The sequence below is a fragment of the Pseudobutyrivibrio xylanivorans genome, assembly GCF_008935055.1.
GTDB classification, from domain to species: domain Bacteria; phylum Bacillota; class Clostridia; order Lachnospirales; family Lachnospiraceae; genus Pseudobutyrivibrio; species Pseudobutyrivibrio xylanivorans_A.
The window spans coordinates 19,550-44,892 of sequence record NZ_CP043029.1; the positions used below are offsets into that span (position 1 = coordinate 19,550).

The following is a 25,343-nucleotide window of genomic DNA, read 5'->3' on the forward strand; positions in this document are numbered from 1 at the left end:
CTATTTATTTAAACAATTTCTTAATAACAGTTTTGTAATATGCCTTTAAGCTATTTATCTTAATGTTGCACATCCACTCCAGCTTCTTATCCCAAAGATTATCATTTTTATAAAGCTTAAAATTATCTTTTGTAGCTTCCCAGAATGGTTTCTTTACAACCGTTGTTTCCAAATATTTCTTAATTTCGTCATATTTGGCATCATCCACATCAAATCCAAACTCATTTGGATTTCCACCGTTAGATGCGATTTCCATAATTGTTCTATAGCACTTCTCACAATTTGAACAATTCTTTTCGCCTTTTCTGTACCAACATACTCGTAAATTTAAAAGCTCTGAATTTTTAGCTTTTTGATAATCTACAATTTTCTTAGCCTTCTCAACACGAGTAATATCACTGTCAGAAGCTTCAAATTTGCATCCCAAGTAATGGATTTTAGAGATAATATCTACGCTATTTCCATCACCTCTGAAAGCACCACTATCTGCTTTATAAGAAGAACCAATGTAGTGTGTCTTAATACCCTTAAAATATACAAGAGGCGCCATTATAGCTGACATAGCAACAATGTGAGCTATACTTGACCAATATCCGTGGTAATCTACTCTATCAATCTTTTTTCTATAAAGCTTATCAATGATAGGCTCATTAACTAAGATTCTACAATTAGACTTAATAAAACAATAATCTGCTACATCTGTATTGTCTTTAAGCTTATTTAAATAATTAACAAAATGCTCATGATAATTAACATCATCAAATGGCACATCGCCACCCCAGATATTCACAAGAATAGGATGTGTTTTCTCAACCTCTATCATTGCACTGGTAGCATCTACTCCACCAGTAAAGAAGAGTGACGCTGTATCGCCATCTGCTCTGCCGTTCTGTTCAATATTATTAGCGATAATATTCACGTTGCATGCTAGTCTTGGGTACATTCCCCTATAAACTTCAAGGAGCTCTTTTATATCTTCATAATATTCTTTATCGATACTATTAACCTTAATATCACAATCAAACACCATTGCTATTCCAAGCATTGCACCCACATAAGTGATAGTTAATACCGACTCTGGGACTTCCTCAAGATTATATCCTTCAGGCATCTCGATGAAAAAATTCTTTTCAAATCTAAGTACCTGCTTTACTGCCTGTGGATACTCAGTTTCATATTCAGCCCTGTTGCCATTAACAATTATTTTCTTTAGTACAATTGTTTCCATTTTTTACCCCTTTTCCTATCTTTATATAACGAGTTGGATAAACAATAAAATCTAATGGTTTTAGTTTCTCCAAAATAATCATTGCAACAACAGGTCCTAAAAAACTAATAACTAATCCTGCAGCAACATGAATAATAGAATTGTGTATACCAAATTTAAATAATACGCTTCTCAATGGTGCAGCAAACAGTGTGTGCATCAAAAATACAGGCATAGTATATCTAGCGCAAAACTGCCAACATTTATTTTGAACATCATTTTCAAACAAGGAATGTGCAATACTAATCACTGAATAGCAAGCTAATACAGCTAAAACAAACCTCATCAGTCCTTCATTCGCAACAACTCCTGCTCCCCAAAAACGAACTATAAAAGAACCAATTAAGAACACAACGAACATCACCACGCCAATCAAAGCATTTACATACTTTACATAATTGTAAGCGAGCATCATCCCTATAATAAACCATACCCAATGTTCACATAATTTACTAATTATAAAAACTTGGCTAAACTTTGAAAAAGCACCTATGCTAAACAGCACTCTAAGAATCGATGCTATAATCAATAAAGCGATTTGATTTTTTACATTTTTTGTCGTCAAAGTAATAACGAACATAAAAAACAAAGCATATAAATACCAATATGGTGATGCAGGATGATAGATTAATGTATCTACAATACCTCCAAGTTCATCGTTTACAGAAGATGAGAACATTTTTTTCAAAAACCAGGTTGCAAAAGAAAATACAAAATAAGGAATTCCTAATGCCAAGAATTTTTTCAAAACACTCTTCTTCCAAGATGAAAAATCTACCACCTTAGAATATTTCTGATATAAAAAACCGCTACAAATAAAAAACAAAGGTACGTGAAAGTAATAAATTGTATCATTAAACCATCCATAAAGTGTTGTCTTTGGAAGTATATCTGATTTTACCATCGATTGAAAAAAATGCCCCAAGACAACCAATATACAGGCGATAACTTTTACATTGTCCACCCATACATCTCTCTTATTATTCACTCCCACAACTACTCCTTCACGTATATTTTTAAGATTTTTTCCAAATACTCATCTATAGTATCAAAGCTAAGCTTCTTACAATTATAGTGCATAGCCTTAGCCTTGTTATCATCCTGCCAAATAGTATGAATGGCATCACAAAGCTGATCCACATCTCCGCTTTCATAGAGAAGACCAGTCTCTCCTACCTTTATAAGCTCTGGAATACCTCCGATATTGGCACCGATAACTGGTGTACCGTACATCTGTGACTCCATGACAGAGAATGGACAGTTCTCATACCATTCTGAAGAGTATACTGACATCTTAGCCTTATGAATAAGGTTTGCTAAATCATCACCACTCTGGAATCCAACATTCTTGATATTATCAATGCCCTTAAGAAGATCTTCAAGGGGGCCCTTTCCAGCGAAAATAAAATTAACCTCAGGCATTCTCTTAGCTGCCTCAATAAGCGTACGAATCCCCTTTTCCTCTGAATATCTACCAAAGTAAAGAACATAATCTTCCTTTTCTGCCTCTACCCAAGGAATAGACTCTATAAAATTATGAATTGCTACTGTCTTTGGAGCAAAAAGAGGATTTGAATCAAGCTTACTTTTCATAAAGTCACTGCAGCAAATAAACTTATCAATATACTTGTATGTACCCTTAATCTTCCAGAAAGTTGCCTCAAGAGTTCCAATAAAGCTCTTTGCTGTACTTCCGTGAATACATTTACCCTTAGTACAGTTCATAAAATGACCACTAAGGCATTTCTCACAATTCTCATGAGTGTTTGGATTGTTACACATGTGGTTTGGGCAAACAAGCTGATAATCATGTGCGGTAAAAACTATTTTACAATTATGACCTGTCTGATTTCTCCACTTAACAATCTCTAAAATCATAGATGGTGTAAGCTGATAATTGAAATTATTCAGATGAACTACGTCTGGCTTAAAATCGTCCAGAACAAGTCTGATTTTCTGACGTGCTTCCTTTGAATAAATAGTCTTCAAAGGATATGTGAGTTTTTCTAATTTGCTGGCATCATGAAAATCCATATCAGATGTGTATGCTTCAACATTATTGCCAACACATCTACCCTCATGTTCCATTCCGAAATACTGAACCTGATGCCCCTTTGCAATCAGGGCTTCACCTAATTTAAAAATGTACGTTTCCGAGCCCCCATTAGGGTAAAGAAACTTGTTAACCATAAGTACTTTCATAACATTCTCCATTACATATCCTTCTTGAGCTTAAATTTTGCCCACACTGAAAAATTATACAACCTTCAAACAACTGTTGACAATCGCAGATTAGTAAAATAAGCATCAAATTTCATTAACATATATGTTACTTTTCACAATTTCGACGCAAAAAACTCCCCAACGAGGCATATGCCTGTCAGGGAGTCGTTTTACTAAAAAGTAGCTTCTCCGTTATGCTGTAGAAGGTTAGCTGATGACACTCCATCCACATCTATCAATTCCCTAACCAGCTTTCCGCCCTCATCAGTACGGAGTTCTATTGTGATGTCCAATGTTGTTGAAGTCAAATTTCTAGATTTTACAGAAAAATGCTTAACATAGTTTTTAACTATTCCTGTTATCTTTTCCTCTGCATCCAAATCACTGCAGTTAACAATTAAAATCATAGGTGCCTTAGCCACTGGTACCCAATCCAAAACAACCAATGTAACTGTAATAGCACATGACAGAAGCACTGCATACATTGCAAATCCTGCGCCACATATAATACCTATTGAAATCGACCAGAACAAAAACATTAAATCCATTGGATCTTTTATGGCAGTTCTAAATCTTACAATAGAAAGCGCACCTACCATACCTAAACTGACAACAATTGATGATTGGATTGTAACAATAATAGCTGATGTAATAAGAGCAACGCCAACTAATGAAATATTAAAATTCTTAGAGTAAAAAGTTTTTCTTGTTAATACTCTATATACAAAGAAAATATATATACTTATCAAAAAGGTGACTGCAAGAGCTAAAATCACAGATTCCACTGTAATATCTACGCTTGCATACCCTTCCAAAAATGATCTTTTAAAAATGTGTTCCATTTCATTATTCCTCCTACATATTATATTGTCTGCATAAAAAATACTTGCTGTATGCAGTTTGATTTAAGTTATCAAGCTGGCATGCTCGATAAATAACATCCGGGATAAACTCATCCCATTTAACCTCTAGCAAATGATGTCCTCTTGGCATAACAGGTCTCTGAGTTATGTTACCTGTCAAGAAATCATTTAAATCAGTCGATGAATACAAATTTGTATCAATAGTAACCCTCACATTTCCCACATCATAAACGTAAGGAACCCTATCATAACCCACAATAATAGCAGGCCTCATATTGTGCATCAGCATCTCCATTGTAAGCTTTCTCAATACTATAGGCTGATGTTCTATATCATCCACTATCGGTCTGCCAGCCATCAGCTGTTCGCACTGTTCCCTTGTAAGTGAAGTGGAAGTCTTCAATGTTTTACCTCTTTCCTTCCTCTTACACTCAAGAGATATTTTTGAATCACTACCATTGTATATTCTTATTCTAAACTTTTCTCTCGGATCAGTTCCGTTTAGGTTCTCATAATAACAACGATTAAAATAATCATCAAAATATAATGATCTAATATTATAGGTATCGCTTCCTTCTGCAACATGCTTATCAATCGGAATCAGATAATTCAATCGTTGCTTTAATACTTCTATTTGTTGGTCTGTCACAAGATACTTATATTCGTGCCTATACTTGTTGCCCAATATGTATCCTCCTATCCATAGTAGCCAGATAAGCTAAAGCTATAAAAAACAGAAATCCGGTCATATAGCAAATCAGTTTCATTACCGGTATGTGATGTCCTGTAGCCTTAGCCTGTGTCTCCTCAGCAAAAACCGCCTTTAAACACCTATCCTCGTTAATAATTTCATTAGGTGAAAATTCTACGCCAGTGTTTTCATCTATAAAATAAGCTATATTGCCAACTCCCAATGTATTGCCATCTGGCATTTCAGCAATACATTCCCCTTCTTTAATAGAAAAGAACACATAGCTCGCGCCAGCCCCACGATTAATTCTAATGGAGTGCCATTTTTCGTCGTCCACCCACATAGAATCCAAAAAATCTACACGCTCGCTTAAGTACTGCTTTATATCACCAGCTGAGTCATTATGGCCCATTGCTGTAAACATTCCACTCCAGCGAACAGAGTTGCAATAAGATGCCTTTTCGATACTATTAGACAAATCATCTATTCTATTCTCAATGATATCATCTAAAATTGAACGATACTCGCTTTTATATACTTCCCTATATTTCTCTTCAAATTCTGGAGAATCAGCCAACTCACCGAACCAGGAATTTCCATAATTAGTGAATCTTGACAACTGCCCAGAAATCTGAGCTGTAGAAGGTTGTTTCACTTTATTACAAGCGGCATTTCCAAGAGCATTATCATAATCCCACTGTGGTCCAGCATATATCTTATTGGCAACATCTGCTGCATCCCAATAAAAATACAATGAACATATATCAGTATTTGCAAATATTTCGTTTATCAAATATGTTCTAACCCAGGAATCGGTATCTATAAGTTCAGCTGCACCATCATTTTTTAATGACGTTTCAAGCTCATTTAAGTGCTCCAGCAATATTGAAGAATCATCTCCAGCATACTTAACTTCAACAATCCTACCATCATCTGTGACTACATAATCATCCAACGAAGCCACTCTACTAGGAATAGACATACTATACCAATAGCCACTATCAGGACTAATATCTATTTTATTTTCACTTACCTGCACACTTTCAGATAACAGATATAATCCGTAATACTCGCCATTAATATATAAGTCTACATATTCACATCCTGGCGTCCAATTATCCTCTACCTCTTTGGCAAAATCATATACCAGCTTATCCCTTAGATTTGATTCATCATATCCATTAGCTAAAAGGCAATATTTTTTTGATTCTTCAAGCCCAAGTAAAGATACATTATTTTCAAAATACAAATTAAAGGGTTTTTTATCAAGATTCCATGTTGTATTTCCTCTTCCGCATATATCTGCTACATCAGTATAAAGCTGATTGCCATTTTTATCTTTTAGGTTAACGCGAACAGGTTCTCTATGTTTTTTATCACTAAGAACTTCTTCAAAATTGCCTGTCGCATTGGAAATAAATAATGTTGAGACATTTTCAGACTGTAATACCTTGAATTCATATTTGTTATGCTTAAATAACAGACTATAAGAATTTCCAAAAGATAATTTAAGATCCCCTAACGTATCTCCAGATGCCGCCTTGATACCATCTATATACATGCAATTTTTAGGACATGATATAGCAACATCTCCCAAATCTATTCCAGACGGAATAAATGCATACAAAATACCATTAGTCTTATATAACTTTATATGCTCATTTCCTTCAATACAAAGCTGCACTTCATCAACAATCCCGTCATCTGTCTTAACCTTTTGGTAGCAAAAGATTGATAGAAATACGCCTAATATCATCATTAATAATATTATAGGTTTCGATTTGGTCATTTCATAATTCGACTACTATTATATATTTCTAGATAATAAATAGCATTCTCCCTTCTCCAATTGGGCGCACAAAAAACCACACCACACGCCCATTTTCAAACATTATACACAGATAATATATATGGTGACAATAACCTATATATAGAAAATCTGAGCATAATGCTTGACTATTATATCATAATTTCACAATTTGAACACAAAAAGAGAGAGGCTCGAAATGAAGCACACTTCAAACCTCTCTCTTTTATTTTCAGGATAACCACAAAAGCCGCATCACAATCTTTCGATCACCCCAACATCCCAACATCGGAAGCATTTGTTTCCGAAAGGATATAATGTGGTCTATGTTTACTCTCAAGATACAATTTTGCCACGTACTGTCCCATTATTCCAAAGCAAAACAGTTGTATGCCTCCTATAAAAATGACCACACTTATTGTGGATGCCCATCCAGCCACAGGATCACCAAATATAATTTTTCTAACAACAATAACAATTAAACTTATAAATGCACACATTGTCATTGTCATCCCTCCCCATGAAGCAACACTGAGGGGAGCTTGTGAAAAATTTATTATTCCATCAATAGCATATTTGAATAATTTCCAAAAATTCCACTTTGTCTCTCCAGCAACACGTTCTGTATTTTCATAAGGCAGCCAATATGTTCTAAAGCCAATCCAGCCAAATATACCTTTTGAAAAACGATTGTACTCACCCATAGCACAAATAGCATCAACCATTTCGCGTTTCATCAAACGGAAATCTCTAGCTCCATCAACTATATCAGCATCTGAGATTTTATTAATCAGTTTGTAAAACCTTCTTGCAAACCAACTTCGAATAATTGGTTCCCCATCTCTATTAACACGACGAGTCGCAACACTATCATATTCACCCTGTTCCAAAATATTCAACATCTGAGGCAATAAGCTAGGTGGATCCTGCATATCAGCATCCATTACTGCCACATAGTTGCCAGAAGCATTTTTGAACCCAGCATACATAGCTGCTTCTTTCCCAAAATTTCTAGAAAAAGAAAAGTACTTCACATGGTCATCCTCTTTAGTAAGATTTCGCAAAATTTGAAGGGTATTATCCTTCGAGCCATCATTTACAAACAAAAGCTCATAGTCAAATGAAATACTCTTCAAAATCGAAGTAACCTCTTTATAAAAAATTGGTAATGCTTCTTGTTCGTTGTAACACGGTATGATTAAGGATATTTTTTTCATTAAATTCCTCTCCCCTATTTTTGTTCTGTGGTTTTTATATTTAAAACGTCAAAATCAAGTCTTTCATATTTATTCTGCTTTCGATCTACAACATAAAGCATTACTCTTTTGGCCCCTTTTTCTCTTTCAGGCGTAGTAATTTTTATCGTAAAAGCTCCATCTTTCTGTATTTCTCCAATATCACTAAATCTATATATAACCTCTCGGTCATTAAAAAAACTCACATAAACATCTGTATTATTAACGATTTCAGAATTCGTATAGCCATCAATAAAATAGTCATCACCATTTTTGGTGATACTAGCATTACCTCCAGATGAAACTTCTTCATAAGAATCAATTTCTAAATCCCAGATGGCTTTTTTTATGACATCAAAATCTTTGTTATAGTATTTTTGTGAGAAATTTGGTGTCTCCCTAAGCAACACTTCTCTTGTATTTAAAATTCTTTCCGATGGGTGTTTCCAATATTCTCCCCAATAGAAATCTTCTTTTAACATAAGTGCTGCATAGTTACGTTTTTCGCAGTAATTCTGGTAGTCAGAATAAACCGAAAAAATATTATGCATCGTTAGTGCTAATAACAAAGTAAGGCCGACTATAATCCCTCCAGAAACAACGGAGATTTTAACCTTTGCACATTCTAACAGTTCGCACATATAATAAACCATGCATACTAACATCATAAATTGTGTAAGAAAAAAAGCACGAATTTCAATATATGGACTTAAAATCAAAGCTCCACTAGATAAGGTTCCCAATATAAAGAGCATTATCAAGCACTCAAAAAAACTTATATCCAAAGATACTTTTTTCTTAAAATGATAGCATATAATTATCAAAATAATAGTTAACAGGATATACATGTAATCATAGTATATAAATTTACCAACAACTCTGCACGCTCTTATAAAATAATCATAAATAGTTAATTTACCCACACCAATCTTGTTGTTGTAATAGTCTACGCGTATCTTTGTACTTGGTGCCTTAAGCATGAAAACAAAACCAATTGTATAGAATAAAAAAGTTGTATAAATCCAAAGAGGATGTTTTTTACTTTTTATTTTTCCCCAGATAATATAAACTAGATATACTATCCAAACTGCTCCAACAGTGTTTTCGTTTGTTATACCTGCAACCAAGCCCAACAAACAAAACAATATATTTTTTTTAACTGAATTTCCTATAATATCTATGCTATTCTCCCCGATTATAAATCGTAATGGCAGAGCGAATGTAAGAAGAATACACATTCCCCATAGATAATTTGTACTTCCGGTTTTCCAAAAAAATATTTCTCCCAAGACCGGTTGACAAAGAATTATTAAAGAAAACGCCGTTATTGTTGAAATTAACTTTCTATATATAGACCTCTCTGTCTTAAAAGCATATAGTTGTATCAAGAGCAAGAAATATAGGCTCATCAATGTATTTAACACATTAAAAATATCCTTATCAAAGCACCCAAAAACAATCGATAATTGTTCTCCTACTCTCACGTTCCAGGTTAGCATTTGCTTAATTACTTTTGCTGACATTCTTGCTAATATTTCTATAGGATTACTAACTTTTTCATATGGATAAATAGCAAGAAGTGCATAATCCTCAGCAATTAAAGGAGTATGAATATTAATAATTAAAAAGAAGGTGAATATCACCATATCAATAATAAAATATAACCTAACTAATAACGATTTACATTTCTCTTCCATAATTAAAATTCTCTCTTCCTTAGTTATGTTTACCCAAATACCTAGTTTGGGGAAAGATAATGGTATATCTGTATTTGTTACCCTAAAACCAGAACAGCTAATGTATTGAAATTTATGCTTTCTTTCCGCAAAAAGCAATGCGTATTATAACACAAGTAGCAGTTAGCTTCAATTAATTCCCTAGTATTCCGAAGCACTACTGCCCCCTCATAAACTTTGATTGACCTCCGAAAACTTTGATTAAACGTTTTTTACTCAATACAAGGAGATTTTTATAGAAATTTCCTAATTAAATTTAAAACGGCAGCCCCCCTGTCTGCCGATCCAGCTTCATTACGATATTAATAGCTCATCAAATCACTAAACCCCTCTCTTAGATTAGCTGTCGCCTCGTAAATGCTCCTTATGGCGCATTTACGTTGACCTCTTGGCTACCACCGCAACATCCAAAGCCTTTGATTGTCTGAAAGACCAGTCAATAGCTTTTCCTGGTTTTTGTCATCCTAACAGCAGCTGCCGTATATATTTCAATCTCTTGTGCTTTAGTATTCTGTCAAATGCAAGAGGAAAAACACTACAGCTGATAAAACTAATAATTATGCAAAATACAATATTTAAATGTAATGAACCATAAAGAATTACACCAAGTCCAGAACCAAAAAAGGCTGATGGAAGATATATATTGGAAAAGTATGCTTTCCCAACCAAGTAATTCTTTTTCCTCCATTCAAATCTATATAAAAAGACAATGTAAGAAACGCTAGAACAATTCCAAGAATTATAATCAAATCCAGAAATTGTTCAATGTTATATTTAACATTTGAAATCTCTGTATACCACTTAAGTAAAACCAAACATGGCAAGCAAATCATCACATATACTCTATTCTTTCTATATGTTAAGAATTCCTTATTCATTAGCGTTCCAGCAGCATACCAAATTCCTCTCATCGATGTTTTCCATACAACATCATAATACTCAGAATTAGAAAAAAAATACCAACATATAAACGTTATCATAAAAAGAATATACTTATACTTGTTTCCAACTAATTTCAGTAAAGCAAATGATATGATTGAAAGAATAAACAGCGAATATATATACCATAAATGTTGACAATAAAGGTTTTCCCCAGAGAGCAGCCCCTTAATCCACTCAATAAATGTTATTTTTCCATACCCAGCCCTATCAAGTATCCCATTCATCCGAGAGAATAAATTAGCAATTGAAAATACTATATACACGATAAACGAGTAACATATATAAGGTACAATTAATTTTTTGATTTTTTTATAAAGTATCCTACAGAATCAGCACTTTTGTATTTATCAATAGAAATATTAAATGCAATTCCAGAAATAAAAAACATAAATGGCATATGAAAATAATAAATTGCATTATACATATAACCTGCAATCATATTATCTTTTCTAACAACCGTTGTGAAACAATGCCCCAACACAACTAATAATATTCCTATACCCCTAGCAACATCTATCCATTCCAATCTCTCTTTCATTTAGATATTCTCCCTATTACTGATTTATATAATGGTGATTTTACTAGACTCCTTTTTAGCTCGAACCTATTTTTATTACACAAGAATGTCTATTGTTTTCTGTCACCAAAATCAAAATTCTATTCATTATACAACTTTGGCTTTCGCCTTGACAACATCCCCAAGCAACGATTATATTACATTATGTGTTTTACACATTGCTAATATTTCATGTTTAGAATATTTGAAATTTTAAACATATATAATACAACATATAAGAAAGGTACTAATGATGGAAAATTTTCAATATCTAGAATCACAGTATTTGGATGATTATAAAGTATATTCTGATAAAGACTATTATAAAAGTGATTTCCATCCTCAGATTCTTGAATATTCAGATGCCATTGCACTTCCTTTTAAACCACTTATAGAAGGCAGTCCAAATGGAAAAGGTGGATGTCTAACAAGTGAAAGTGAATATATAAATGCCTCTGCTTTAGAAGCCGAAAATTTAATGAATGGTCCCTATGAGTTCAATATTGAAAACTTGGAAAAAAGTGATTGTAACGTTATATGGGGCGGATACTATTTAGATCAATGGGGCCACTTTCTAGTAGATGTTTTACCAAGATTTTGGTTTACACTTAATAAAATTGAATATGATTATATTGTTCTTACGGCGTCCAAAAACAAAATGCAGCTAAGTCCAAATATAGCTCAATTACTTATAGCAATTGGTATAGATCTTAATAAGATTAAATTTATCAAGAACCCAACAAGATTTAAAAAGCTATATGTACCAGAGCTTTCAATGAAGCGTCCACATTACTATAGCGCTGAATTTAAAATGTTCATGGATCATATTCGCGCCACCGTAAAACGTCCTGAACTAACATATGATAAGGTCTATCTGACAAGAACTGGACTAAAAAAGGCAAAACAAACTGAGATTGGCGAGAAAGAGATTGAGACCATCTTCCGTAAAAATGGATATCATATTGTTAAGCCTGAAAAATTAAGCTTTCTAGAGCAATTATCCATTTATGCTGATTGCAAGGAAATAGTCACAACATCGGGAACTTTACCTCATAATATGATTTTTTCACCATCTTCAACTAAGTGGACCATAATAAATCGTAATGTACGAATCAATACCATTCAGTTTCCAATCAACCAACTTTCTGGATGTGAAGTCATATATATTGATTCATACATACAATTATTTCCAGTAAGTCCAACCAGTGGACCATATTGGTATTATATTTCAAACTCTTTAATAGATTATTTACGCGATAACGACCTAAAATATAAAATAGGTAAAAATGGTTTTTCTAAATCAATAAAAAACACAATTAACGCAAAGAAGTACTGTTTAAAATATCTACAATACAAAGATTCATCTTATGATATTGGCGGAGAAATAATTGCAAGTACCAGACCATTATCCGAAAATACTAGAAGATACAACATTTATTTCAGCAACCGAATAAAATTAGATCCAATTTATACAGATCTTCATCTTCATTCAACCGTTTTACGGGTGATAAAAAATTTTATCAAATTCTTATTGGGTAAAAGTTCAAAATAAAAACCGTAGCAGTCTCTGTTACAAAATCAATAAGTAATTATGTCAAACAAAACCTGCTAAGAAAAGTCAAGCGTAAATTGCTTTTCCCAGCAGGTTTTCTTTTTGCCCTATTCTTATTATTTTTGTGCACACTAAAAAGGCTGACTTTCATCAGCCAATAATAAGCTGTATTTTCTACTTTTTATGCTTTGTAAACTTCGCTTACACGAGCGTAGTAAATTCGCAGAAACTTATTTAGTCCTGCTATCTTAGCCTGACGTTTAGATTTCCCTTCGGCCTCTTTCTTTAGAATAAACCGGTATACCGCATCATCCTCTGGAGCTTTGTGCGTTTTTAAAACTCTCATTGTCTCATAACCAATCTTGCGCAGTAGCTTTGAACCACGTTTGCTAATCTTTCGATTAGTTCCCACAAATTGGCCGGACTCATATGGCGGTGCATCTATACCTGCAAATGCAATAAGCGCCTTACCACTATGAAATCTTCTTATATCGCCTATCTCCGCAATCAGTTTAGGTGCCAAGACATCCCCAACACCTCCCATCGCTCGTACAGTTTCATATTCAGGAAGTGTCTTTGCCAGTTCTTTCATTCGTGTTATTATCTTCAGTAAGGTACTGTCGATTTCTCGAAGTACCCTTACTGCTTCCAATACCAGCATTTTGGTCGATGGGGTATTGGCAGGCAATGTCGGGATACCATCAGATGCAAGATCATAAAGCGTAGCTGCTTTTGATCGGTTCTGGTGGTATTTCTTTTCGGCAGCCCAGGAAATATAATCCTCAATAAAATCTTCTTTGGTCATCGCCGTTATATTATCGAAATGCCAGTACCTCTCTACGAAATCACTTAGTTTGTCCTTCCCGCTGCTCTCATTCCAACTGTGAAACTCCTTCTTTACTCCTGGCATTGTATAATCCAGCATATGCGTTAATTCAAGCAGTGCCTTTACGTGAAGCTCCATGTAATGGCAATACTGCCTTCCCAAAAGCTTTAGTTCTGAGTACACATCATCACTTCCTTGATGGTTTTCCAAGCGATACCAGTTATCAATTCCATAGTTCGCGATAGTGATTGAATCCTGCTTATCGGTCTTTACTCTTCTAAGCCCTCTGGATGCATACTCCTTCATTTCAAAAGGATTGATCACAGTCACAAAAAAGTTCTGGTCTTGAAGCGCTGACAACATTGGCAAATGATATATGCCGGTTGCCTCCATAACTATACGAATTTCTCCATCCAGCCGCTGAATCATTTGAATCAGATTCTTCAACTCACTCTCTGTGTGCATTACCTCAAATGGGCTTGCGACAATCTCTCCATAAGGTTTCAGTATACACACTGTACTTTTCTCCTTTGAAACATCAATACCTACGCTGATCATACATAACCTCCTATACTTGAATTAGTAATTGTTTACCACCCACACTTATTACCATTCATTTTAGTTGGTTACACGGGAGCTTATCCCTACCTGCTTAAGCGAATACTTATAATAAGGGGTTGGTTGACAGTTTTTGTTGCCGGATGTGATAATCCAAAAAGCGGCTCGCCATACCAATTACTCCCCTTATTATAAAAAAATAAGTGCAGATGTCAGAGTTAATTACTCTCTAACAACTACACTTTTATGGTACTAAAAAGCCGCTGTAAAAAAACTACCCTAAAAGGTAAGGATTCAGCCACCATCTGAACAGATGGGTACTGAATCCTTTTTATTTGTAAGCCCTCAATCGGTTCTTTCCAGACTTAATATTTAATTCGGTTAGAATAGGTATAATTATACACCGGAATTGGGTCACAGACATAGTTCTGTGTCTCTTTTTTTAATAATAGAGGAGTGAAATCCGAAGATTTCACTCCTTACTTTTTTAGGGGAGTTTTTTAACAGCCCCCTTTAATTTTAAAATATTACTTTATAACACCTTATTCCTCAGCAAATATTTCTGCATCTTCTGAAGATACTACATCCCCAGTATCCTCCTCTATAACTTCGTCAACTGAATCCTCTACTGTATTTTCTTCAATAACAGTTTCTTCTGTTTCTTCTGTTTCTTCTGTTAATTCTTCTGAGGATGAATCATCTATAACAGGCTCCTCTGTTATTTCTTCAGTTGGTTCAGGAATCTCATCATCAACAATTTCATTTGTCTCAGGTTTCTCTTCAATTATCATTCTGCCATATTCATCAAAGTTGTAATGGCCCTGAGGTAAGAGATTATTATTCTTTGTCACATAATGTCTTCCTGTAGTTACCTGGCAGCTACTGTTAATATAGTAATAATAGCCATCGATGTAAATTAAACCAGCATATGTCTTTCTACCATTTACGTAGTAATATCTTACTCCGTCTTCTTCATAAAGACCATTCTTCTGACGATCAATTATCATCTTGCCATCTTCCGCAAACTCATAGAAATCTTGTGGCATGATATCATTATTTTTAGTCACATAATATCTTCCAGTTACAGCCTTGCCATTGCTATTAATGTAATATAAGTAACCTTCAATATCTATTAAGCCTGCGTAATTTCGTTCGCCATTTACATAATAATAGATACCACCATCTTCCTTACAAAGACCATTCTTCAATGAATCATGAATTATCATACGCCCATTCAAATCGAAATTATAACGTCCTTGAGGTAGTAAACCATTATCCTTAGTAACATAATAACTTCCAGTAACAACTTCGCAGTCATGGTTAATATAATAATAATGTCCATCAAGCAATATTAAACCTGCATATGTCTTTTTGCCATTCAAGTAATAGAACATTTTTCCATTTTCTGCTACGATTCCATTTTTAAGTTCATCAGATAATTCCATTTTTCCATTCTCATCAAAAAGATATCTACCACATGGAATCAATCCATTGTTTTTAGTTACATAGTAACTGCCAGTAACTGCAAAACACTTACTATTAATATAGTAATATGAACCATCAATTTTAATTAAACCAGCATAATATTTTTGGTTAAGCACATAATAATTAAGTTTTCCATCTTCTTCAATTAAGCCATGCTTAAATCCTGTTAAATCTAATTTACCTTCATCATCAAAGTAATATGTACCTCTTTTTATCATTTTGTTCGGTTGGTTAACCTGTACATTTCCTGTAGCAACACTTCCATCGTACTGAACATAATAATAATCACCATTTACTTCAACAAAACCAGCTGCTGGTGCCTTAAATCCTTCTATATAATAATAGAGCTTTCCATCTGCTTCCCTCACAATCTTCTTATCCATTTCAAAGATTATTCCTGTTTCTTCAGTAAGCAATCCATTAGAATCCTCTACTGAAACTACGCGATAACCCTCTACCATTGCATATGTTTTTGGATCAAAGAAATATTGTTTTCCATTTATAACGTGAAGACCAGTTAGGCAATATCCATTTTCTGCATAATATACCTTACCATTATCTGCCAGAAGTCCTGTGTAATTCAACAGACCTTCTTCATCGAATGCAAATGGAATATTCTCTACTCTTGAGAATCCCTTTGTAATCTTTCCACTTACAAAGTACATTTGTGAACCAGTCTCAAGATCCTCTAACCATCCACTAAATAACTCAACCTTAGGATCTGCCTGTTCACCGCAGTTACCACAAATCATCATACCAGTAGCACGATCATAGTACTTCCAATCATGTCCATCCGCGCAGCTGCTTTCCTTTGAGTATGTATCAATAATATTGCCCTGGCTGTCTACTGTTGCAAATGAAAGAGACTCATTTGTAGCTGTAACCTTTACTGCGATTGCATCGTAGCTCTGGTCTACAATTGCAAAGTTGAATGCAGGATTGTTATCTGCTGCATAGTTAATATTTCTGCTCTTCTCTCCAAGGTCACCACATACGAAGTAAACAACACCATTTTCTTCATCAATCTGTCCAGATGTCATAGGCATTGTTCTTGCATATGCATGATCATGTCCTGAGAATACTGCATCAATTCCAGCTGCCTCAGCTGCCTTTGGAATTGAATTATGGAATCTCTGGCTGCCACCATTTGGATTTGTGTAGTATGCAGGCTGATGTACAGATAAGAATTTCCACTGTGCTGAGCTTGCCTGTGCGTCCTGAATTAACCATGCACATGCATTTGAAAGGTTAGCACTGTAGTTGATTACAGCAACATAAACATTGCCGTACTCTACAGAATAGTAATCCTTCTCGTCTGCACCATGTCCAAAGATTACGTTAGCTGCAACACCATTTGCATCACCATAATATTCATGGTTACCAAGAGTATGAATTATGTCTGCTTCGTGGAATGCCTCGTTAAATGTAGAATCCATTTCCTCCCACATATTATAGTTTCCACCATTGTCGACATAATCACCTGTCTGGATACCAAAATCTGAACCTGCAACCTGTGTTCCTAAACCATTTAATAACTGAATTTCTTCAGCGTCTGTCTTTCTATTTCCATGCATCTGTGTATCGCCAACTACAAAGAATGAAACTGGTGCATCCTTTGCTGTTGTCTTAAATGATGAAATATCAGACCAATTATTTCCGTCGCCTGCGCGATAGTAATATGTTCTGCCTCCCTCAAGGCCTGTCAACTTAACTGTGTTGATATAAGCAGCATCCTTGCTTGTAGAGAATGCCTGAAGTGTATTGCTTCCTGTCACTGTAGTTGAAGCACTTAAATCACTATTCAATGAGTACTCAACAACTGCTGCAGCTTCTGTTTCAGCTACTGGTGCAAACCAAGTGATTATCTGCTCACTATCAGCATGCTTTGTAGCTGTGTGCATAAGACCTTCTGGCTTACCTTCACCATTTACTACAGAATTCATTACAGTAATTGTTGTCTCGAATGAAACCAGTTCACCCTTCTTAGCAATTACTACAAATGAACCACCTGGAGCAATGTCTCTGGTAACGGTTGTTACAATTTCTCCATTAGCATCCGTAAATCCTATTGATACACCATTTACAAATACTTCTACACCTTCTTCTGGCTCTCCTGCAGGATTTACCACTCTAAGAACAGTGTCTCTTCCTGACATTGCAACTGTTGTATCGATTGTATAATAAGCACTAAGTGTAAGAATAACCTTCTGCTGAGCAGATGTTACTGTTCTTCCATCGTTTGTGATGCAGGTTGAATTAGTTACCTGGTATGTGAAGAAATCAATAGCTGGATCTAAGTTAGTTGGAACATTAAATGATAATGTAGCCACCTCTGAATTAGCAGGAGCTTCACCTTCACCTGTCCAATTAGCTTTAATCTCCATCTTTGCCTTCTTGAAGCCAGTAATTGAATATGCAGCCTCAACATCCCAGCCTTCTGCTGCTGTAACTGTTGGCTCTCCGAAATCAGAATTGAGCTGAAGAACTGTCATGTCAACAGACTTAACAGATCCCTGTGTGATTAGTGAAAGCTTATAATCACTTCCAAGAACTACAGTATCTGCACCTGTCAGTAAAGCTTTTGCATCAGTTTCAGCTGACTCACCAATTGTTACATATGAATTAAGTGTATTTGTATTACCAAATTTATCGTAAATTGTAACACCAATACTGTGAAGTCCATTAGCAAGCTCAAGTCTTGTAGTTGCTGTGTTTTCATCACCATCACAAGCAACTTCTTTTCCGTCGATGCTGAAGGTTGTTCTTGTAGGATCAATTCCTGAAGCATTTTTTCCTTCAACATCTGCAAATGTTGCAGTTATTTCAACGCTGTTTGTATCAACTGCTACATCTGAAACATTGAAAATAGACTCTCCATTTACTGTTAAGCTCTTGAAGTATGGATTATCCAAATCATCAAGATTTGTTCCATATACAAAACGATAGTTGTCAAAATAGAAACTTCCTGAATAACGTCCACCACCTGACGCTGGCGCATAGCTAAGCCATATCATTCCCTCACCATTTCTAATTCTAAATGGATGCTCTGGACTATAATAACTAGCTATTCCTGAAAGATTTGCATAGCAATATTTCCAACCAACCCAGTTGATTGTTGATGTAGTTGAAATCTTGCCATCTGTATCTACATCGTCATGCACAAGTGTGAAATTCTTTGTGCTGTAAGATGTTCCATTAAATACACCAATATCTGCGTGCAATGTATATCCTGCAAGATTATATGTCTTTGCATCTGCATATACCCATACGCCGACCTCTGTTGGTCTTCCTTCTACATCGTATGAACCACTACAATTTCTAATGTAATAGTTTGAGTTAGAAGAGCCATCGTATGAAGCATAATCAAAATTAAGCTCCATAGCATATTCGCCAAATCGAACCTGTCCACCATTTGCTTCTGAAGTAGTGGTTACATTACCAGCACAGTAATGTGTAATAGAATTGTTTGGCCATAAGTAGAACGCATAACCATTCTCCTTAAAGATTTCAGCTGCAGGAACGCTTGTGTCATAGTTTCCAGTAAATCTGAAAGGAGCCTTTAATGTAGCATAAACAGTCTCATTGATGCTGTTGCTATTTGCAACAGGTACAGTAAGTTCATCGTAATCTCCATAGTATCCAGGAGTTACGCCAGCATCTACATAATTACTCTTGCCCCAGTGGAAATGTGCTCCCTTAAGAGGGCCATTTGCATTAGGCTCAAAATCAAATGCAACAACAGGCATCTTACCTATTTCTACTACGATACTTGAAGATATTTCTTTTCCATCTTTTCGTGTAAAACTTACAGATACTTTTGCACGCATGGATGTTGTAGCATTACCAGCCACAAAAACATTACCATCCATATGACCCAAATCATTCTGTGCGTCCTCTGGATTGAGTGGTTCAATTGTCCAATTGAAGTCACCACTCTTGTAAACCATATCTGCATTTTCAGAACGAACTATAAGTCCAAGATTACTTCTCTGACCAAAATCAAGTGAAGCTGATGCAGATGTGAAATAAATATTGTCTGGTTCAGCAATCTTTACTGTACTCTCTGCAATCTTTTTATTCTCATAGTACAATTCTACGTTTACATCACCTAATTCACCATTAGATACGAACACACCTGTGTTCTCATCAATTGTTCCCTTCTTTGCTGAATCTTTTGCAAGGGCCCACTTTAATCCACTTTCTGGCAAATCAGCCTCACCACCAGCAGAATCAACACCCTTAGCTGTAAATGCCACAGGTGAATTTGGTGTAAACAAATCACCATTAGAAGATATTACTGCATGATGGAACTTACCATCATTGATTGAGTTTGCTACAACTAAAATACCAGAAGAGATATTTCTTTCTGAGCCATCAGAAGGATTGTTTCTGACTGCATATTTTTTCTCACCTTCTCTTCTTGTAACAACAGTAGCAGAACCACCACCATCAAGGTAAATAGCCTTAACGACTCCCTGTGCAACAAGGAAATCAGCCATCTCATTGATTGACATTCCGACAGATCTTGGATACTGACGTCCATCAGCCATAAAGAATACAACTGAACCATCAGCTTTAAATCCAACACTGTTTACAGGGAAAAGCTCTGATGTTCCAGGAACAACATTTTTTCCATCCTTAACAAGATAGAATGGTCCTGATACAGCCTCTAATACATCAGACTTATCTGTTCCAGCATCCCTAATTACATAGGAGCCATCTTTAAGAATTGCAAAATAAGGTTCCTCATTATCCTTTTCAGGGTTAAGGCAATTTCCATTAATATAGAGCGAACCTCTTGGCTGACCGGTCTGCATGTTGAAATAGTCACCATTTGTGGCAAATACTACATTTTCTCCAGTAGCCTTTTCGTATGCAGCAATCTGATGAGTTGTTGTCGACAGTCCCCAATCACCAACCTGCCATTTACTCTCCTTCGTTTCGTTATTGTAGTTCTTTGCATCATAGTATCCATCATAAGTTGCCTTAAATGATACATCTGCGCTTGGCTCAATTGTTGTCATGTATCCCATGACCTGAGCGTCACCAGTCTGATCGTTAAGAACTACATCAGTTTCAGTCACACCCGGTACTATGTTATAGTTTTTCTGCTTTACAACTTTGATTACATCACCGTCATAACGATCGGTGTAACCAACAATTTTGTTAGCAGCCATTATCTCAAGTGGAGCTACCAAAAAAGTTGTCAAAGCAAGGAGTACCGCGAGAATCGATGTGACAATTCTCTTATGTTTTCCAAACTTTTTCATTATTCCCTCCTAAATATTTATTTATAGAAACGCTTATTCCTCCTACCCCAACAAAGCATAAACCCCTGATTGTTTATGCATAAATGTGTAGCAAGAATAATGCGATTCTCACATAGAGTAATGAACATTTTCATTTTTTTGAACGTAGGATAAAAGTAAGAAAATGGAAACATTAAAGAATCATATAGAATAATTTAGACTTTTCCCCACAACATTATCCCTTCATCCCCGCCTTTGTAGAACAATATTCCCTTAATTGGGCACGATATCTTTTTATTAATTCGCACCTAGTATAAATATAATAACACTGTTTCTTACAATATAATAGTTAGTTTTACTAAAAAACAGCCCGAAGCATACGCTCCAGGCTTCTTTTCTTAGAAGTATAACCTTATTTCCTCACACAAACTATTTTCGTTTTCCCCTCCCCACCATCCACGGAAACCATGTATTAATAATATACGCAGGAACAATTAGCAACATCGACATCACTATCGTCATAATAATTGCTACAATCGAGGACAATAACATATTTGATAAACACAAACCGTAAAATTCCCCAAACTTGCTATGCAAAATATGTTCCAACACTGCATACACTTTACCATGAAATGCGAAGAAAATTAATGTGTTTGCGCCTACATATGATAAATACTTATTAGTCTTAAGCGTTTTAGAAAGCATTATTATGCATATAAGTCCTACAATTGAAATAGCGTATTCACTTAGCTCCACATACACTCCAGAAAACCTTCCCAATGGTGCAAACGCCAGAATTAGATATATAAGCAATACTCCTAGTCTAGTTACTCTTTTATTCTTTCTATCTAGATATTCCTCCCATCCACCTTTGAAAGAATATCCCAAAATCATCCAAAACATCGCCTGGAAAATATACTCAAGGTGCCATGGCAAATTAGGACTATTCCATGAAAATATATCCTTAGGAAATAAAAGGACATATAGTCCATTTATTAGTGATAAAATAAACGAAATTATTATTCTCTTACTTTTGTTAGTAATGTACTTAATAACAAAATAGAACGGAATAAACGCAACAAACAATGCAGCTACAAACCATAGGCCATCTCCATATTCTCTAACCTGTATAAAATTCTGGAACAACTCTCCTTTCAAGTCTCTATCACCCTTAAGAGTAATTACCTGAGATAGTAAAATATTAAGGTTAGAAAATATAAACCAAGGAACAAATAATCCCTTAATCTTTTTTCCCATTAATGTCTTAAATGAATCAGGCTGTTTATACACATATCCAGCCACAAAAAGAATCCCGTCAAAAATATCGGGGTGTATATTTCTGACAATAGAGCTGTCTTACTCTCAAGGTGTGAAAGCATTACAAACATAATACATATGTACTTAACTATATCTACCCATTCTACTCTTTTTCCCATATCTTACTACCTTATACATTTATTACGAGCATTTCACCATTCAGGCATAAAATCAGCCCATGGTAACCTCTACCAAGAATACCATAGGCCATATATTTCTTATATTATTTCCACTTATAATCCTCAGAAACCTTAACTATAACAACCCCATTTTTTTCAATAATGGAGCCTTCCTCTGGATAAGCAGGCATTGTATCCAATATACCCGAGTTATATATTGCTAGATAAGTATCGTTATCAACTATTTCCAGATTGATGCCAATATCATCCACCAAACCTATATATGACTTGTGAACCATATCCGGTTTTGTCATCATGGTACCAAACTTTGCAAAAGCATCAGCTCTGCCGTATAGCTCATTCTTTTTAAACATAACATTGGCACCTATATTGCCAAAGAATGCGTATTCATATTCATCGGAGATGAGCTGACTATCAGCAATATCACCCACAATATTGTTCATAATAGAGTATGAGCTCGTGCTTCCCTGAGCCAAAGCATCAATATCTGTTCCAACTGCATAGATATTTCCATATAAAAGTATCGCACCCAAGATTCCACAAAGATACTTCTTGTTCAATCCAATACTTTCCATGAAACAAAGCAATAAAGGCAGCACCAATGTCATTGGCATACTCATTTGCATAAGTATTGCTTGTGTACTTGGTGCCAGCACAACAGCAATGTTCGCTCCGACTGGCAAACACAAAAACAGCAATATATAAAAAACAAGATTCTTAGGGTTCTTATATAATCTCTTTACACCTGCAAAAATAAAAAGTCCAAAGACTACCAACGTCACAACAACCCTAATTGGAGCAAAAACGTAATTCCCCGATGGAAATAAAAATAGCTAATCCAAGACCTGTAAATTAATGTCAGTGAATGTGGCAATCCTGCAATTATTCCAAAGACAGAAACCGAATCCGCGCCATTGTAGTCCGAAGCTGTTATGTGCCTTGCAAGCATACAAACAGTCCATGCGATTTTATAAAGCACACACGAAACTATAAAAACAACAATGGTCTTGATGAACAAACTGCTGCATTTCCTATTCTCTTCAGAATAGATCAACTTCATCATATAGAGGATTACCAAAACAAAAAAACACCCCAAATTCACCTGATATATTCCGATGCTAACAACCATCAATGCAATCGATGCACCGGTATACATGAATATATCTTTTTTCTCGCCTACCTCTTTAGTCAAAAACCATGCAGCTAAAACTGAAGTCAAAATTCCAAAGCAATAATTTAACGATGTAAATCTGTATGCCAGTAAGCAACACATTGTAACGCAGCAGGAAATCAACATTGTATAAATATAGCTAGTGACCTTCCTGCTCTCCTCAAACATCGAAATAGCAATATATACTGCAAACACAATAAATAATAGTGCCACAAGCGAAGAAAATGGTTCTGCACCATATCCACCTCTGAACTTATCCAAAAACAGAAGCATCCATCTTCCAGAGCCTAGCTCGATATTTCCAGACTGGTAAAATGATGATGCCCACAAGCCATCCACCGAATTAGTCAATCCTTTTGCAATCATAGGCAGATAACACAGCACCGAAAGAATCCATGTTACAAAAACCGGCTTAGCCGCTTCCCTAATTTTATTCTCCATAACGCTCAATTCCCTATGCCTGATATATCTTCATAATCTTTTCCAGATACTCATCAATAGTGTCAAAGCTCAGTTCCTTGCATGCTACATGCATAACCTTTGCCTTGGCATCATCCTGCCAAATTGTATGTATAGCATTGCAAAGCTGATCTACATCACCGCTCTCATAAAGAAGACCTGTCTCTCCGACTTTGATAAGCTCAGGGATACCGCCAATATTAGCACCAATTACAGGTGTACCGTACATCTGCGATTCCATTACGGAGAATGGGCAATTTTCGTACCATTCAGATGAGTAAACTGACATCTTCGCCTTGCGGATAAGATTAGCCAAATCGTCGCCACTCTGGAAACCAACATTTTTAATATTGTCGATTCCCTTAAGCAAATCCTCAAGTGGCCCTTTTCCAGCAAAAATGAAATTTACCTCTGGCATTCTCTTTGCAGCCTCAATAAGAGTACGGATACCCTTTTCCTCAGAGTATCTGCCAAAATAGAGCACGTAATCCTCTTTCTCAGCCTCTACCCAAGGAATAGCTTCTATAAAATTATGAATTGCGATTGTCTTCTTAGCAAATAATGGATTGCTATCCAACTTACTCTTCATAAATTTACTGCAGCAAATAAACGCATCAATGTACTTGTATGTTCCCTTTAGCTTCCAGAAAGTAGCCTCAAGCGTACCGATAAAACTCTTTGCTGTGCTACCGTGAATACATTTTCCCTTTGTGCAGTTCATAAAATGACCGTTCAAACATTTCTCACAGTTTTCGTGTGTGTTTGGATTGTTGCACATGTGGTTTGGGCAAACCAGCTGATAATCATGAGCAGTAAACACAATTTTACATGCATTTCCTGTCTGTTTTCTCCATTTAACGATTTCAAGAATCATCGATGGTGTAAGCTGATAGTTGAAGTTGTTGAGATGCACAACATCTGACTTAAAATCATCAAGCACCAAGCGAATCTTCTGACGCGCTTCCTTGGAGTATATTGTCTTGAGTGGATATGTCATCTTCTCCAGCTTGTTAGCATCATGAAAATCCATATCTGATGTGTAGGCATTTACTGCATTCCCCACACAGCGTCCCTCGTGTTCCATACCAAAATACTGAACCTCATGTCCCTTTGCCATGAGCGCTTCACCGAGTTTAAAAATATAAGTTTCAGAACCCCATTAGGATAAAGAAACTTATTTACCATAAGTACTCTCATCATTCTCTCCCAAATTAACTGTTTTGTAATATATAGTGCCCCAATTGGCATCTTGCGAAATTATACATC

At 35.5% G+C, this 25,343-nt stretch carries 14 protein-coding genes and 2 pseudogenes; 1 reads left to right on the plus strand and 15 read right to left on the minus strand.

The features are described 5' to 3' along the window. Nucleotides 1–4: 4 nt before the first annotated feature. From FXF36_RS15430 to FXF36_RS15470, 9 genes and pseudogenes are all read right to left on the minus strand, one after another. Nucleotides 5–1,228, minus strand: a complete 1,224-nt coding sequence (locus FXF36_RS15430; RefSeq protein WP_151625891.1) for a hypothetical protein — start codon at nt 1,226–1,228, stop codon at nt 5–7. Next, nucleotides 1,194–2,255 carry an acyltransferase family protein gene (locus tag FXF36_RS15435; RefSeq protein WP_243143621.1) on the minus strand — a complete coding sequence of 354 codons (1,062 nt, stop codon included), beginning with the start codon at nt 2,253–2,255 and terminating at the stop codon, nt 1,194–1,196. Before FXF36_RS15435 ends, FXF36_RS15430 begins: the two co-directional genes overlap by 35 nt. 8 nt (nt 2,256–2,263) lie before the next feature. After that, nucleotides 2,264–3,469: a glycosyltransferase family 4 protein gene (locus FXF36_RS15440; protein ID WP_151625895.1), complete on the minus strand. Its 1,206-nt coding sequence runs from the start codon at nt 3,467–3,469 to the stop codon at nt 2,264–2,266. Between the two features lie 194 nt (nt 3,470–3,663). Next, entirely contained in the window at nt 3,664–4,332 is a 669-nt protein-coding gene (locus tag FXF36_RS15445) for a DUF4956 domain-containing protein (protein WP_151625897.1), read from the minus strand. Between the two features lie 13 nt (nt 4,333–4,345). After that, nucleotides 4,346–5,038, minus strand: coding sequence for a polyphosphate polymerase domain-containing protein (locus FXF36_RS15450; protein ID WP_243143622.1), 693 nt, complete (start codon nt 5,036–5,038; stop codon nt 4,346–4,348). Then, a complete protein-coding gene (locus tag FXF36_RS15455) occupies nt 5,022–6,803 on the minus strand; it encodes a CotH kinase family protein (RefSeq protein WP_167511442.1) in 1,782 nt (593 codons plus the stop codon). Before FXF36_RS15455 ends, FXF36_RS15450 begins: the two co-directional genes overlap by 17 nt. A gap of 317 nt (nt 6,804–7,120) precedes the next feature. Next, nucleotides 7,121–8,068, minus strand: a complete 948-nt coding sequence (locus tag FXF36_RS15460) for a glycosyltransferase family 2 protein (protein ID WP_151625902.1) — start codon at nt 8,066–8,068, stop codon at nt 7,121–7,123. A gap of 14 nt (nt 8,069–8,082) precedes the next feature. Then, nucleotides 8,083–9,783: a DUF6056 family protein gene (locus FXF36_RS15465; RefSeq protein ID WP_151625904.1), complete on the minus strand. Its 1,701-nt coding sequence runs from the start codon at nt 9,781–9,783 to the stop codon at nt 8,083–8,085. 638 nt (nt 9,784–10,421) lie between these two features. Beyond that, nucleotides 10,422–11,302, minus strand: a pseudogene (locus tag FXF36_RS15470) (acyltransferase family protein). A 268-nt stretch (nt 11,303–11,570) separates the two neighbouring features. Here FXF36_RS15470 and FXF36_RS15480 point away from each other — a divergent pair. Then, nucleotides 11,571–12,872: a glycosyltransferase family 61 protein gene (locus FXF36_RS15480; protein ID WP_151625910.1), complete on the plus strand. Its 1,302-nt coding sequence runs from the start codon at nt 11,571–11,573 to the stop codon at nt 12,870–12,872. A gap of 181 nt (nt 12,873–13,053) precedes the next feature. Here FXF36_RS15480 and FXF36_RS15485 read toward each other — a convergent pair whose 3' ends face one another. From FXF36_RS15485 to FXF36_RS15510, 6 genes and pseudogenes are all read right to left on the minus strand, one after another. Continuing rightward, nucleotides 13,054–14,256 (minus strand): IS110 family RNA-guided transposase, encoded by a 1,203-nt coding sequence (locus FXF36_RS15485; RefSeq protein ID WP_151623496.1) that lies wholly within the window; start codon nt 14,254–14,256, stop codon nt 13,054–13,056. Nucleotides 14,257–14,798: 542 nt separating this feature from the next. Continuing rightward, nucleotides 14,799–21,011, minus strand: a complete 6,213-nt coding sequence (locus tag FXF36_RS15490; RefSeq protein WP_151625912.1) for a phosphodiester glycosidase family protein — start codon at nt 21,009–21,011, stop codon at nt 14,799–14,801. Between the two features lie 408 nt (nt 21,012–21,419). Then, the gene (locus FXF36_RS15495; protein ID WP_167511443.1) at nt 21,420–22,292 is read right to left on the minus strand and encodes an acyltransferase family protein; all 873 of its coding nucleotides are present in this window, start codon (nt 22,290–22,292) and stop codon (nt 21,420–21,422) included. A 238-nt stretch (nt 22,293–22,530) separates the two neighbouring features. Then, the gene (locus tag FXF36_RS15500) at nt 22,531–23,067 is read right to left on the minus strand and encodes a hypothetical protein (RefSeq protein ID WP_151625916.1); all 537 of its coding nucleotides are present in this window, start codon (nt 23,065–23,067) and stop codon (nt 22,531–22,533) included. Between the two features lie 158 nt (nt 23,068–23,225). Continuing rightward, nucleotides 23,226–24,059: a glucosyltransferase domain-containing protein gene (locus tag FXF36_RS15505; RefSeq protein ID WP_151625918.1), complete on the minus strand. Its 834-nt coding sequence runs from the start codon at nt 24,057–24,059 to the stop codon at nt 23,226–23,228. Between the two features lie 13 nt (nt 24,060–24,072). Further along, nucleotides 24,073–25,274, minus strand: a pseudogene (locus FXF36_RS15510) (glycosyltransferase family 4 protein). Nucleotides 25,275–25,343 lie beyond the last annotated feature (69 nt).

Excerpts from the sequence above, each read along its gene's own strand:
- FXF36_RS15505 (WP_151625918.1), bottom strand. The coding sequence starts at position 24,059 with ATGGAGAATAAAATTAGGGAAGCGGCTAAGCCGGTTTTTGTAACATGG.
- FXF36_RS15485 (WP_151623496.1), bottom strand. The coding sequence starts at position 14,256 with ATGATCAGCGTAGGTATTGATGTTTCAAAGGAGAAAAGTACAGTGTGT.
- FXF36_RS15430 (WP_151625891.1), bottom strand. The coding sequence starts at position 1,228 with ATGGAAACAATTGTACTAAAGAAAATAATTGTTAATGGCAACAGGGCT.
- FXF36_RS15480 (WP_151625910.1), top strand. The coding sequence starts at position 11,571 with ATGATGGAAAATTTTCAATATCTAGAATCACAGTATTTGGATGATTAT.
- FXF36_RS15465 (WP_151625904.1), bottom strand. The coding sequence starts at position 9,783 with ATGGAAGAGAAATGTAAATCGTTATTAGTTAGGTTATATTTTATTATT.
- FXF36_RS15460 (WP_151625902.1), bottom strand. The coding sequence starts at position 8,068 with ATGAAAAAAATATCCTTAATCATACCGTGTTACAACGAACAAGAAGCA.
- FXF36_RS15455 (WP_167511442.1), bottom strand. The coding sequence starts at position 6,803 with ATGATGATATTAGGCGTATTTCTATCAATCTTTTGCTACCAAAAGGTT.
- FXF36_RS15500 (WP_151625916.1), bottom strand. The coding sequence starts at position 23,067 with ATGAGTATGCCAATGACATTGGTGCTGCCTTTATTGCTTTGTTTCATG.
- FXF36_RS15490 (WP_151625912.1), bottom strand. The coding sequence starts at position 21,011 with ATGAAAAAGTTTGGAAAACATAAGAGAATTGTCACATCGATTCTCGCG.
- FXF36_RS15445 (WP_151625897.1), bottom strand. The coding sequence starts at position 4,332 with ATGGAACACATTTTTAAAAGATCATTTTTGGAAGGGTATGCAAGCGTA.
- FXF36_RS15440 (WP_151625895.1), bottom strand. The coding sequence starts at position 3,469 with ATGAAAGTACTTATGGTTAACAAGTTTCTTTACCCTAATGGGGGCTCG.